The organism is Streptomyces sp. NPDC046870, assembly GCF_040704595.1.
GTDB classification, from domain to species: domain Bacteria; phylum Actinomycetota; class Actinomycetes; order Streptomycetales; family Streptomycetaceae; genus Streptomyces; species Streptomyces argyrophylli.
The window spans coordinates 360,492-373,428 of sequence record NZ_JBEYXM010000001.1; the positions used below are offsets into that span (position 1 = coordinate 360,492).

Below are 12,937 nucleotides of genomic sequence, written 5' to 3' on the forward strand. Positions count from 1 at the left end.
CGGTGACAGTCCCGGTGCTCGCGGAGGTCACGGGACGAGGCTGTCGAGGGGGACGTGCGGGTCGGAGAGCGCCTCGACGTTCACCTGGGCCCGGGAACGGATGAGCTTCTGGACGGGCTCTGTGACATCCCACACGTTCACGTTCATCCCGGCCAGCACGCGTCCCTCCTTCACCCAGAACGCGATGAACTCCCGCTTCCCGGCGTCGCCCCGGATCACCACCTCGTCGTACGACCCCGGCGGCGCCCATCCGCTGTACTCCATGCCCAGGTCGTACTGGTCGGTGAAGAAGTACGGCACCCGGTCGTAGACCGCCTCGTGGCCCAGCATCGCGCGTGCCGCCGCCGGGCCGCCGTTCAGCGCGTTCGCCCAGTGCTCGACGCGCAGCCGGGTGCCGAACAGGGCGAGCGGGAAGGACGCCACGTCGCCGGCCGCGTGGATGTCGGGGTCGGACGTGCGCAGCCGTTCGTCGACGGCGATGCCGCCGCCGTGCGCCCGGTCGGCGATCTCCAGGCCGGCCGCCTCGGCGAGGGCGACCCGGGGTGCCGCGCCGATCGCCGCGAGGACGGCGTGCGCCGGGTGCTCCTCGCCGTCGTCCGTGCGGGCCGCGAGGACCACGCCGTCCTGGCCGACGATCTCGGTGAGCCGCGCCCCGAAGTGGAAGCGGACGCCGTGCTCGCGGTGCAGCGCGGCGAAGACGTTGCCCAGCTCGGGGCCGAGCACGCCGTGCAGCGGGGTCGGCGCCGGTTCGATCACCGTGACCTCCGCGCCGTAGCCCCGGGCCGCCGCCGCCACCTCCAGGCCGATCCAGCCGGCGCCGGCGATCACCAGGTGCCCGTTGTCCCGGCCGAGGTGCTGAAGGACGCCCTTGAGGCGCTCGGCGTGCGCGAGGCGGCGCAGGTGGTGGACGCCCGCCAGATCGGTGCCGGGGATGTCCAGGCGGCGCGGTTCGGCGCCGGTGACCAGCAGCAGCTTGTCGTAGCGGACGATCGTGCCGTCGTCACCGAAGCGGACCGTCTTCGCCGTACGGTCGATCCGGTCCACGGTCTGGCCGAGGTGCAGCTCGACGTCGTTGCGCGCGTACCAGGACGGCTCGTGCACGAAGACGCTGTCCCGCTCCTCCTTGCCGAGCAGGTAGCCCTTGGACAGCGGCGGGCGCTCGTAGGGGTGGTCGCGTTCGTCGCAGATCAGTATCACCCGCCCGGTGAAGCCCTCCGCCCGGAGCGTCTCGGCCGCCTTGGCGCCGGCGAGACCGCCTCCCACGATGACGAATGTCTGGTCCGCGTCGACCACTTGATGCCTCCTCGTAAGGGTGCCGCCACATGCGAGCGTCCCGCACGCGGCGTGCTGCGGGAAGAGGGTGTGACCCGATCAGGCCATGGAGGGTCATGTTCCTCTCACATATGCCCCCTAAGTCTCGCGTGCAGCGAGAGCGCCGAGGCGTCGGTCAGGGAGGCGATCTGGTCCACGATCACCCGCTTGCGCGCCTTGTCGTCGTCCGCCGCGTCGAACAGCGCCCGGAACTGGGGGTCCAGGCCCTCGGGGGCGCGGGCGGTCAGCGCCTCGGCCAGCTCCGCGACGATGACCCGCTGGTCGGCGCGGAGCCGCTCCTGCTCCGCGCGCTGCATCACGAACCGGTCCGCGACCGCCTTGAGGACCGCGCACTCCATGCGGGTCCCCCGGGGTACGACGAGTTCGGCGTCGTAGCGGGTCAGCGGCCCGGTGCCCCAGGCGGCGCGGGTGGCGCCCTCGGCGGCCAGGCAGAACCGGCCGATGAGCTGACTGGTGGCGTCCTTCAGCCGGGCCTGGGCGACCGCCGTGCCGTCGTAGCCGTGCGGCCACCACTCCTCGTCCTGGAGGCGGTCGAGGGCGGCGGCGAGTTCGGCGGGGTCGGTGTCCACGGGGACGTACCGGCCGAGCGCGGCCTCGAACACCGCCCGGCGTTCCGGCTCGGCGTGCAGGCAGTCGGGGTCGATGTGGCCGGCGTGCAGGCCGTCCTCGACGTCGTGGACCGAGTAGGCGACGTCGTCCGACCAGTCCATGACCTGTGCCTCGAAGCAGGTGCGGGTGCCGGGGGCGTGCCGCCTCACCCAGTCGAACACCGGGCGGTCGTCCTCGTACACGCCGAACTTCCGTGACCCCGGGTCGGTGGGGTGACAGCCGCGCTGCCAGGGGTACTTGGTGGCGGCGTCGAGGGTGGCGCGGGTCAGGTTGAGGCCGACGGAGCCCTCGGGGGTGAACCGTTTGGGCTCGATGCGGGTGAGGAGCCTGAGGGACTGGGCGTTGCCCTCGAAGCCGCCGCAGTCGTCGGCGAACTCGTTGAGCGCGGTCTCGCCGTTGTGGCCGAAGGGCGGGTGACCGAGGTCGTGGGCGAGGCAGGCCGCCTCGACCAGGTCGGGGTCACAGCCGAGTGCCGCGCCCAGTTCCCGGCCGACCTGGGCGCATTCGAGGGAGTGGGTCAGGCGGGTGCGGGGGCTGGCGTCCCAGGCCTGGCTCCTGGTGCCCGGGGTCACCACCTGCGTCTTGCCGGCGAGACGCCGCAGGGCGGCGGAGTGCAGGATGCGGGCGCGGTCGCGCTGGAAGGCTGTGCGGCCCGGGCGTTTGTCGGGTTCGGGGGCCCATCGCTCGACTGACGTCGGGTCGTATTCCGTGGGGAGTCCGGTGCCTTCCATGGGTCGACAGTAAGCCCAATCGGGCGCCGGGTCGGGTTCCGCCGGCGGGCGCGGGCGCGGTGTGGTCTTTCAGGCGGCCGCCGTGGACCTTTCCGTCAGGCTCTCGTCGTAGCGGTGCAGGACCAGCCGCGCCATCGCGTCGTGGGCGCCCAGGGGGGCCGACGCGATCCAGGGGGCCTGGGCCGCGCACCGGGTCGCGAAGCGGCCCGGGGCCATGAAGGACGACGCGACCGCCACCTGGTGCCGGCCGCGTGCCGCCAGTGCGCGCAGAGCCGCGGGAACCGTCGGAGCCGCCGCCGACGCGTACGCGGGGAGCACCGGGACGCCCAGGCGGGCGGAGAGGAGCCGGGCCGTGTGCCGGGTGTCCGTGGCCGAGTCGGGGTCGCGGGAGCCGGCCGCGGCGAGGACGACCGCGGCCTCGCGGCGGGCGGTGCCGTCCAGGGCCGCGGGCCAGCCGGCCTGGAGGAGGCGGGCGTGCAGGGCCTCGGCGAGGAGCGGGTGGGGGCCGAGCGGGGCGGCCACGCGTGCGCGTACCGGTGCCTCCGCCGCCATCTCGGGGATGTCCCGCTTGACGTGGTAGCCCCTGCTGAGGAGGAGCGGGACGAGGACGGCCGGGGTGTCACCGAGGGCGGCGAGGGTGCCGGGGAGCAGGGGCTCGTTCAGCTCGATGTGGCCCAGGTGGACGGGGAGGCCGGGGCGCAGCGCGCGGACCCGGTCCATCAGGGCCCGTACGGTGGTGAGCGCCCGGGGGTTCCGGCTGCCGTGGGCCACCAGCACGAGGGCCGGCGGGGCCGGGCGGCGGCCGGGCGGGGCGAGGAGCCGGCTGCCGGTGCGGAGGGGGATGGACGCCGTCATGGAAACGATCCTGACCGGGAGACGTTGCGTGCCCGTTGCACGGCCGTCACCGGTGTTTTCCCCGGGTTCACGGCGTACGGATGCACGGTGTGAGGCGAACCGGGACGGCGCCTGTGGCGTCCTCCTTGGTCGGGAGCGAGCACAGGGGGCCGTATGAGGATGCGCCGACCGCGATGGCCGCGCACGCGGACCGGGCAGCGGCGGCTGGTGCAGGCCGTGATGGCCGGGTGTGTACTGGCGCTGCTGCCGTCGGCCTGGCTGTACGTGTCGACGGCGGACCGGCTGCGGACGACGGCGGACGTGCCGCGCACCGAGGTCGCGGTGGTGTTCGGGGCGGGGCTGTGGAAGCAGGGGCAGCCCTCGCCGTACCTCGCGCACCGGCTGGACGCGGCGGCCGCGCTGTACCGGGCGGGACGGATCGAGGTGGTGCTGGTCACCGGGGACAACAGCCGGGAGGACTACGACGAGCCCGACGCCATGCGCGCCTACCTCACGGAGCACGGGGTGCCGGACGCGCGGATCGTCGGCGACTACGCCGGGTTCGACACCTGGGACTCCTGTGTCCGGGCGAAGAAGATCTTCGGGGTGGACCGGGCGGTGCTGATCAGCCAGGGCTTCCACATCCGGCGGGCGGTGGCCCTGTGCGAGGCGGCGGGGGTCACCTCGTACGGGGTCGGGGTCGACGCCGTGCACGACGTGACCTGGTACTACGGCGGGACGCGCGAGGTGTTCGCGGCGGGCAAGGCGGTGCTGGACGCCGTCTTCCAGCCGGACCCGACGTTCCTGGGGCCCAGGGAGCCGGGGGTGGCGCGGGCGCTGGCCGCCGGCCGGTGACCGCGGCCTCACGGCCGGCCGGCCGGCGCGGGGAGGTCGCCGTGCCGGGCGTGTAACCGGAGGCGGCCCGGGGCCGTAACACGTACGACGCACGCTGGGCGGCATGGAGAACACCTCGACGCCCACCCACTGCCCGTACTGCGCCCTGCAGTGCGGGATGAACATCACGTCCCTGCCCCGGGGGGGCGTCGAGGTCACCGAGCGCGCCGACTTCCCGGTGAACCGGGGCGCGCTGTGCGGCAAGGGCCGTACGGCGGCCGAGGTGCTGTCGCCCGCGGTACGGCTGACCGTGCCGCTGGTGCGCGACGGCGGCCGGCTGGTGGAGGCGGACTGGCCCCAGGCGCTGGACCGGATCGCCGAGCGGCTCGGGGCGACGCGGGAGCGGTACGGCGCCGACGCGCTGGGGGTGTTCGGCGGGGGCGGGCTCACCAACGAGAAGGCGTACGCGCTCGGCAAGTTCGCCCGGGTGGTGCTGGGCACCTCGCAGATCGACTACAACGGCCGGTTCTGCATGTCGTCGGCGGCGGCGGCCGGTACGAAGGCGTTCGGCCTGGACCGGGGACTGCCGTTCCCGCTGGAGGACGTCCCGAGGACCGGGTGCGTGATCCTCGTCGGGTCCAACCTGGCCGAGACCATGCCGCCGTCGCTGCGGTTCTTCACGGAGCTGCGGGAGAACGGCGGCACGCTGATCGTCGTCGACCCGCGCCGTACGCGGACCGCCGAGCAGGCGGACCTGCACCTCGCGCCCCGGCCCGGGACCGATCTCGCCCTCGCGCTGGGGCTGCTGCACCTGGTGGTGGCCGAGGGGCGGACGGACGAGGAGTACATCCGGGAGCGGACCACCGGGTGGGAGGAGGCCCGGGCCGCGGCGATGGCGCACTGGCCGGAGTACGTGGAGCGGATCACCGGGGTGCCGGTGCCGCGACTGCGTGAGGCGGTGCGGATGTTCTGCGAGCCGGAGGCGGCGATGGTGCTCACCGCGCGCGGGCCGGAGCAGCAGTCCAAGGGCACGGACACGGTGGGCGCCTGGATCAACCTGTGCCTGGCGACCGGCCGCGCGGGCCGTCCCTTCTCCGGGTACGGCTGTCTGACCGGGCAGGGCAACGGGCAGGGCGGACGCGAACACGGCCAGAAGGCCGACCAGTTGCCCGGGTACCGCAAGCTGGACGACCCGGCGGCGCGGCGGCACGTGGCCGGGGTGTGGGGCGTGGACCCGGACGGCCTGCCGGGTCCCGGGCGCAGCGCGTACGAACTCCTCGACGCCCTCGGCACGGACGTCCGGGCGCTGCTGCTGATGGGGTCCAACCCGGTGGTGTCGGCCCCGCGCGCGGCCCACGTCGAGCGGCGCCTGCGCTCGCTGGACTTCCTCGCGGTGGCCGACGTCGTCCTGTCGGAGACGGCGGAGCTGGCGGACGTCGTGCTGCCGGTGACCCAGTGGGCGGAGGAGACGGGCACGACGACCAGCCTGGAGGGCCGGGTGCTGCTGCGCCGGCAGGCCGTCGCCGCCCCGCCCGGCGTCCGCAGCGACCTGTACGTCCTGCGTGAACTGGCCGCCCGCCTCGGCGTGGAGAAGGGCTTCCCGGCGGACCCGGAGGAGGTCTTCGAGGAACTCCGCCGCGCGAGCGCCGGCGGCCCGGCGGACTACTCCGGCATCACCTACCGCCGCCTGGCCGAGGAGAACGGCGTCTTCTGGCCGTGCCCGCAGGGTCCGGGTGGGACGGGGGGTACGGGGGCGGCCGACGGCGAGGACGCGGTCCTGGACGCGCTGCCGGACGACCCGGCGGCGGACCCCGGCGACACCGCCGACGTGCCGCCCGCCCCCTTCACGGCGGATGCCGGGACCACCGGGGACGCCGTTTCCGGCCCGGCCGTCGTGCACCCCGGCACCCCGCGCCTGTTCCTGGACCGTTTCGCCACCCCGGACGGCCGGGCCCGGTTCGTGCCCGTGGTGCACCGGGCCACGGCCGAGGAACCGGACGCCGAGTACCCGCTGCTGCTGACCACCGGGCGGGTGGTGTCGCAGTACCAGTCGGGGGCGCAGACCCGGCGGGTGGCGGAGCTGAACGCGGCGGCGCCCGGCCCGTTCGTGGAGCTGCACCCGCGGCTCGCGGCCCGGCTGGGGGCGGCCGACGGCGACCGGGTGGCGGTGGTGTCCCGGCGCGGCCGGGCCGTCGCGCCCGCGCGGATCACCGGTGCCATCCGGCCGGACACGGTCTTCATGCCCTTCCACTGGCCGGGCGAGGGCCGCGCCAACACGCTCACCAACCCGGCCCTGGACCCGACGTCCCGGATGCCGGAGTTCAAGTCGTGCGCGGTGCGGGTGGAGGTCCTGGGGCCGGCGGACCGGTGAGATCCGTCCGCCGGCCGAGGCACGAGGGGGTGACGTTCGCATAGGTTCGGGGTATGTCCGACACCGATTCGAGCGAGCGGAGCGAGGCGTACGACCTCGACGCCTACCTGGAGCGCATCGGCTGGAAGGGCGAACGGCGGGCCGATCCGGCCACCCTGCGCGGGGTGCACCTGGCGCACGCGCTGTCGCTGCCCTTCGAGAACCTGGACCCGGTGCGGGGCACGGCCCCCTCCCTCGCGCCCGCCGACCTGATGGCCAAGATGATCCACGGCCGGCGCGGCGGCTACTGCTACGAGCAGAACATCCTGCTCCGGCTGGCGCTGGAGGCGCTCGGTTTCCGGGTGGCCCTGCTGGCCGGCCGGGTCGTGGTGGGCGCCGAGACGCCGGAGAGCCGGCCCCGGACGCACGCGATGCTCCGGGTGGAGGTGCCCGGCGAGCCGCTGCCGTACCTCGCGGACGTCGGCTTCGGCGCGCCCGGCGCGCTGCTGCTGCCGGTGCCGCTGGTGACCGGCATCGAGTTCGAGGGCGCCGGCCGCCGGCACCGGCTGGTGCGGCTGCCGCACGACGGGCCGCTGGAGCTGTGGGAGCTGCAGGCCCACGACCCCCGCGGCGGACCGGGCGAAGGGGCGTGGGCGGGTCAGTACGCGTTCACCCAGGAGTTGTTCGCCGCGTCCGACCTGGAGGTCTTCAACTGGTTCGTCGGCACCCACCCCCGGTCCCCGTTCACCCGCCGCCCCTACCTCCAGCGGACCACCGCGGATCGTCATCTCGCCCTCGACGGCGCCCGGTTCACCGAGACGCGCGCCGACGGCACGGTGAGCGGGCGCACGCTGGCCGAGGAGGCGGAGGCGCGGCGCCTGGTGGAGGAGGAGTTCGGCATCGAGGTGCCCGAGGGGGTCACCCTGCTGTCCTGACTCAGCGGCGGGAGAACCAGTCGCCGTCCGTGATGCGGGTGCCGGTGGCGCGCAGCCGGGCGGCGACGCGCGGGGCGGCCAGGTAGACCCAGGCCCGGACGGTGCCGCCGGCCGTGCGTACGACGTCCCGGGCGAGGCGTTCGTAGAGGTTGCGGGGGCCGTCCGGCTCGTACTCCTCCAGCCGGTCGAGGGCGGTCAGCAGTTCCCCGTACGCCTCGGGGCGGGCGGTCACCAGTTCCCCGCGCACGGTGCCGCCGGGCTCCTCGACGGCGTAGGGGTAGCCGGGGCCGTCGTACAGCACGGCCCCGATGAGGCGCGCCGGTTCCTCGGCGAGGGTGCGGCCGCGCAGGTAGAGGTCGTGGTTGGCCTCGCCGGGGCGGAGGGTGCCGTAGACGAAGAAGGGCAGGGGGCGGGGGTCCTCGGCGATCACGGAAACGATTCTGGACCCTCCCCGGCTCCCCACACATCTCCCCGAAGATCCATGAACGCGCTATGGACATGACATGTCATGCCCTCTTAAATCTCGGTGACACGTCAGCGCCACCCCCACCCCCAGCCTGGCGCCTCCCCGAGGAGACAGATGAGCCGGATACGGCAGCACGTCCGAGGAACCCGCCGCACAGCCACCGCCGGTGTCGCCCTGACCACCGCGACCCTGCTGGCCGCCGCCCTCTCCCCCGCCGCCCACGCCGACGCCGGACCGACCCGGGCCACCGCGGTCGAGAACGCGGCCTCGGCCCTCCTGGCCCACGCGACGACCCTGGGCCTCAGCGCGCCCCAGGACACCAGCGTCCGGGACGTGGTCGTGGACAAGGACGGCACCCAGCACGTCCGCTACGACCGCACCTACCGTCAGCTCCCCGTCCTGGGCGGCGACTTCGTCGTCCACCTCGCCCCCGACGGCGCCTACCGCGGCGCCGACCGCGCCACCCGGCAGGCGATCTCCGTGCCCTCCGTCACCCCGCGGGTCTCCGGCCCCAAGGCCGCCGGCCTCGCGGTGAGCGCCCTGCGCGCGGCCCACCCCGGCACGACGCTGAAGCAGGCCAAGGCCAAGCCGGTGCTGGTGGTCGACGCCCTGCACGGCAGCCCGAAGCTGGCCTGGCGCACCGACGCGGCCGGCCTGGACTCGCTCGGCAACCCCGTCGCCCGCACCGTGCTGACCGACGCGCGCACCGGCGCGCAGATCGACGCCTGGGACAGCATCGAGACGGCCACCGGCGACGGCAAGGGCCTCTACAGCGGCACGGTTCCGCTGGAGACCACCCAGTCGGGGACCTCGTACCAGCTCAAGGACCCGACGCGGGGCAACACCTACACCGGTGACGCCGAGGGCAAGACCGACCTGTGCGTCTTCGGCATCTGCTTCAGCCGGGCCCCCGCGACCCTGTTCACGGACGCCGACAACCACTGGGGCTCGGGCACCACCGCGGACCGCGCCTCGGCCGCCGTCGACGCCCAGTACGGCACCAACGAGACCTGGGACTACTACAAGAACATCCACGGCCGCAACGGCATCGCGGGCGACGGCAAGGGCTCGTACAACCGCGTCCACTACGGCAGCAACTACAACAACGCCTTCTGGGACGACAGTTGCTTCTGCATGACGTACGGCGACGGTGACGGCACCACCTTCGGGCCGCTGGTCGCCCTCGACGTCGCCGGGCACGAGATGACGCACGGCGTGACGTCCAAGACCGCCGCGCTGACCTACTCGGGCGAGTCCGGCGGGCTGAACGAGGCCACCTCCGACATCCTCGGCACGATGGTGGAGTGGTACGCGAACAACTCCTCCGACACCGGTGACTACCTCATCGGCGAGAAGATCGTGAAGCCCGGCTTCGGCAAGGCGGCCCTGCGCTTCATGGACAAGCCGTCCAAGGACGGCAGTTCGGCCGACTACTGGAGCTCGTCGGTCGGGAACCTGGACGTCCACTACTCCTCGGGAGTCGCCAACCACTTCGCCTACCTGCTCGCCGAGGGCAGCGGCGCCAAGACCATCAACGGCGTCGGCTACGACTCGCCGACGTACAACGGCTCCACGGTCACCGGCATCGGCCGGGACAAGGTCGGCAAGATCTGGTACCGGGCGCTGACCGTCTACATGACCTCCTCGACCAACTACGCGGGCGCGCGCACGGCCACCCTCAACGCCGCCAAGGACCTCTACGGCGCGGGCAGCACCGAGTACAACGCGGTGGCCGCCGCCTGGAGCGCGGTCAACGTGAACTGAGCCCGCGCGGCCTCCCCCGGCGGGTGGGGGCCAATCGTGTGCTCTTCGTACCGGGCCCCTCACACGGCTCCGACCTGCCGGAACACGCTCCGGCTAGGCCGTGTGGGGGGCCTTTCGCGCCACCCGTTCACCGCATTCCCGGCACCGCCCCGGGAAGCGGATCCCCGCGACTGCGACTTACCTCGGTAGGGCAGGGGCGCACCCCTGGACGAGTCGGACAAGCCCTGGGGAGCACCATGCGACGCACTGCCCGTCTGCTGGCCGGTACCGCGCTCGCCGTGACCGCCGCGGCACCCGCCCACGCGGCCGGGACCGGCCGTCTGGACCTGTACCCGGCGACCGTGGCACCCGGCGGCCAGGTCACGGTGAACACGGCCGCGTGCGGGGACACGGGACCCGCGACCGGGGACGCGGGCGCGGTCGGTGCCGGCACGTTCCTGCTGGCGCCCACCGCGCACGAGGGCGAGGCGATCGGGCAGTTCCGGGTGCCGCCCGGCGCGCAGCCGGGGACCTACGAGATCGTCGCCCGGTGCGCCGAGGGCGACCGGCAGGTGGCGGGCGACCTGGTGGTGGCCCTGAGCGCGGTGCACCAGCAGGTGCTGCCGCGAGGAAGCGTGAAGACGGGGGTCGGCGGCGGACTCGGCCCCGACCCCGTGCAGACCGCGGCGGGCGTGGCGGCACTGGCCGTCGCCGCCGCGGGCGGTACCTGGCTCCTGCATCGCCGGGCGAGAGGCGACGGGATCTGACGGACACCCTCCGCTGTCCGTCCGCCGGTACCGCACATCCCGCCCCCTCCGGGTCCGACGCCCCTCGCGGCCCGGAGGGGGAAGGGGCCCTTCGGGGGCACGCCCCCGGGAGAGGGGATTGGCATGCGCAAGGCCGCCGGGAACCGCGGGACGGCTCGCGGCGCCAGGGCCGCCCGGCTCGGCGACACCGCCATAGCCGCCGTCACCGTCGTCGCCCTCGGCTCCGGCGTGTGGCTGCTGGGCGGCGGCACCGGCCCGCACACCCCACCGCAGCCGTCCGCCGCCGAGGGCCGCCCCGACCCGGGCGGTACGCGGGCCGGGGCGCCCGGCCTCGCGCCGTCCCCGCCCCTGCGCATCCGCATCCCCGCGATCCGGGTGAACGCGCCCCTCGTGGGCCTGGCCCTGACCCGCTCCGGCAGCCTGGACGCACCGCCCGCCAAGGAGAAGAACCTGGCCGGCTGGTACGAGGCCGGCACCACCCCCGGCGAGACGGGCACCGCGATCGTCGCCGGCCACGTCGACAACACCGAGGGCCCCGCCGTCTTCTACGACCTGGGCGCGCTGAAGCGGGGCGCCCGCATCGAGGTGGACCGCCGGGACGGCTCGGTGGCCGTGTTCACCGTGGACGCGGTGGAGGTGTACTCGGCCCACGACTTCCCCGACGAGAAGGTGTACGGCGCCGCCCCCCGCCCCGAACTCCGCGTCATCACCTGTGGCGGCGGCTACTCCAGGACCACCGGCTACCAGGGCAACGTGGTGGTGTTCGCCCATCTGACGGGCAGCCGCTGAGAGCCGGGGTCTTTTCGGGCGGGGCGCGGTGCCGGGGCCCGCGAGCCCGGCATGATCCGGACGGGAGACCCTGGACCCCTGGACGGCTCAGTGCGGCGCCGGTGCCCCGCCCAGGACGTGTCGCCTGCCCCAGTTGCCGAGCGGCTCCAGCGCCTCGTTCAGCTGCAGGCCGCTCCGGGTCAGCGTGTACTCGACGCGGGGCGGCACCTCGTCGTACTCCTCGCGGTGCACGACCCCGTCGGCCTCCAGTTCGCGCAGCTGCGCGGCGAGCACCTTCTCCGTGACGCCGGGCAGCCGCCGGCGCAGCTCACCGAAGCGGCACGTACCGCGTTCGCCCAGCACCCACAGGATCGACACCTTCCACTTGCCGTCGATGATGTCCATCGCCGCGTCGGTTCCGCACAGGTACGCCCCCGGCCGCCGTCCCACCGGCATGGTCCTCCCCCTTCCGACCCGCATGCTTTCCCGCTGGTAACCACCCACTCGGAAGTACGTACTTCTGCGCGGCGGCTCCACGGGCGAGCCTAGTCGCCATGACCGACACCTCCCTTTCCTCCGCGTCCCCCACTCCCCTGACCCTGCTCGGCACCGGTGCGATGGGCACCGCGCTCGGGCGGGCCTGGCTCGCCGCCGGGCACCCGCTGACCGTGTGGAACCGCACGCCCGGACGGACGGCCGCGCTGACCGCCGAGGGCGCGGTGGCGGCGGGGAGCGCGGCCGAGGCGGTGGCCGCGAACCGGCTCGTCGTGGCCTGTCTGCTGGACGACGCCTCGGTGGGCGCCGCCCTGGACTCCGCCGAGCTGGCCGGCCGGGACCTGGTGAACCTCACCACCGGCACCCCCGCCGACGCCCGGGAGCGCGCCGCCTGGGCGGAGAAGCGGGGCGCCCGGTTCCTGGACGGCGGGATCATGGCCGTACCGCCGATGATCGGCGCGCCCGGCGCCTTCGTCCTCTACAGCGGCGACCCGGAACTGTTCGAGGAGCACCGGGCCGCCCTCGCCGTCCCGGCCGCCACCGAGTACGTCGGGGCCGATCCCGCTCTCGCCGCGCTGCACGACGTGGCGCTGCTGAGCGCGATGTACGGCATGTTCGCCGGGGTCACCCACGCGTTCGCGCTGCTGCGCGGGACGCAGGTGGCGCCCGGGGACTTCGCCGCGCTGCTCGTGCCCTGGCTGAACGCGATGGCCGGCACGGCTAAGGAGACGGCCGGCCGGCTGACGTCCGGTGACTACACCACCGGGGTCGTCTCCCACCTGGGCATGCAGGTCGCCGGCAGCGGGACGCTGCTGCGCACGGCCGCGGAACAGGGCGTGAGCGCGGAACTGCTCACCCCCTTCCTGGACCTGATGCGCGAACGGGTGGCGGCGGGCCACGCCACGGAGGACACCACCGGCCTGGTGGACCTGCTGCGCACCCGCTGACCGCGTCCGGGCGCCAGCCGGGCCGGCCCCAGGCCCCCCGGCGGCCCCGCCTCACACCCCTGCCCGGCCCCGCGCGACCCCCTCACACCCCCCGCCCCGGTCCGCTGAGGGCAGCGTTCCTCCCGG

Annotated in this window: 12 protein-coding genes; 7 read left to right on the forward strand and 5 right to left on the reverse strand. The window is 74.5% G+C overall.

The genetic code is table 11. The features are described 5' to 3' along the window. Positions 1-27: 27 nt before the first annotated feature. The 3 genes from AB0946_RS01645 to AB0946_RS01655 all read right to left on the reverse strand — a co-directional run bounded on the left by AB0946_RS01645 (position 28) and on the right by AB0946_RS01655 (position 3,527). On the reverse strand, positions 28-1,293 hold the full coding sequence (locus AB0946_RS01645) for an FAD-dependent oxidoreductase (protein WP_366758641.1): 1,266 nt from the start codon (positions 1,291-1,293) through the stop codon (positions 28-30). A gap of 104 nt (positions 1,294-1,397) precedes the next feature. After that, positions 1,398-2,672: a deoxyguanosinetriphosphate triphosphohydrolase gene (locus tag AB0946_RS01650; protein WP_366758642.1), complete on the reverse strand. Its 1,275-nt coding sequence runs from the start codon at positions 2,670-2,672 to the stop codon at positions 1,398-1,400. 69 nt (positions 2,673-2,741) lie between these two features. Beyond that, the gene (locus AB0946_RS01655) at positions 2,742-3,527 is read right to left on the reverse strand and encodes a CbiX/SirB N-terminal domain-containing protein (RefSeq protein ID WP_366758643.1); all 786 of its coding nucleotides are present in this window, start codon (positions 3,525-3,527) and stop codon (positions 2,742-2,744) included. 153 nt (positions 3,528-3,680) lie between these two features. On the opposite strand from AB0946_RS01655, the gene AB0946_RS01660 reads away from it, so the two are divergent. From AB0946_RS01660 to AB0946_RS01670, 3 genes are all read left to right on the forward strand, one after another. After that, the gene (locus tag AB0946_RS01660) at positions 3,681-4,361 is read left to right on the forward strand and encodes an ElyC/SanA/YdcF family protein (RefSeq protein WP_366758644.1); all 681 of its coding nucleotides are present in this window, start codon (positions 3,681-3,683) and stop codon (positions 4,359-4,361) included. A gap of 103 nt (positions 4,362-4,464) precedes the next feature. Beyond that, a complete protein-coding gene (locus AB0946_RS01665; RefSeq protein WP_366758645.1) occupies positions 4,465-6,711 on the forward strand; it encodes a molybdopterin oxidoreductase family protein in 2,247 nt (748 codons plus the stop codon). Positions 6,712-6,764: 53 nt separating this feature from the next. Beyond that, positions 6,765-7,625 (forward strand): arylamine N-acetyltransferase, encoded by an 861-nt coding sequence (locus AB0946_RS01670; RefSeq protein ID WP_366758646.1) that lies wholly within the window; start codon positions 6,765-6,767, stop codon positions 7,623-7,625. 1 nt (position 7,626) lies between these two features. Here AB0946_RS01670 and AB0946_RS01675 read toward each other — a convergent pair whose 3' ends face one another. Beyond that, positions 7,627-8,055 carry a gamma-glutamylcyclotransferase family protein gene (locus tag AB0946_RS01675; protein ID WP_366758648.1) on the reverse strand — a complete coding sequence of 143 codons (429 nt, stop codon included), beginning with the start codon at positions 8,053-8,055 and terminating at the stop codon, positions 7,627-7,629. Positions 8,056-8,205: 150 nt separating this feature from the next. Here AB0946_RS01675 and AB0946_RS01680 point away from each other — a divergent pair, with 150 nt between their 5' ends. From AB0946_RS01680 to AB0946_RS01690, 3 genes are all read left to right on the forward strand, one after another. Next, the gene (locus AB0946_RS01680; protein ID WP_366758649.1) at positions 8,206-9,855 is read left to right on the forward strand and encodes a M4 family metallopeptidase; all 1,650 of its coding nucleotides are present in this window, start codon (positions 8,206-8,208) and stop codon (positions 9,853-9,855) included. Between the two features lie 236 nt (positions 9,856-10,091). Further along, positions 10,092-10,601, forward strand: a complete 510-nt coding sequence (locus AB0946_RS01685) for a hypothetical protein (protein WP_366758650.1) — start codon at positions 10,092-10,094, stop codon at positions 10,599-10,601. Positions 10,602-10,724: 123 nt separating this feature from the next. Next, entirely contained in the window at positions 10,725-11,390 is a 666-nt protein-coding gene (locus tag AB0946_RS01690) for a class F sortase (RefSeq protein ID WP_366758651.1), read from the forward strand. Between the two features lie 87 nt (positions 11,391-11,477). On the opposite strand, the gene AB0946_RS01695 is transcribed toward AB0946_RS01690, so the two are convergent. Next, positions 11,478-11,825: a helix-turn-helix domain-containing protein gene (locus AB0946_RS01695; protein WP_366758652.1), complete on the reverse strand. Its 348-nt coding sequence runs from the start codon at positions 11,823-11,825 to the stop codon at positions 11,478-11,480. Between the two features lie 98 nt (positions 11,826-11,923). On the opposite strand from AB0946_RS01695, the gene AB0946_RS01700 reads away from it, so the two are divergent. Continuing rightward, positions 11,924-12,811 (forward strand): NAD(P)-binding domain-containing protein, encoded by an 888-nt coding sequence (locus tag AB0946_RS01700; RefSeq protein ID WP_366758653.1) that lies wholly within the window; start codon positions 11,924-11,926, stop codon positions 12,809-12,811. The last annotated feature ends 126 nt before the right edge of the window (positions 12,812-12,937 follow it).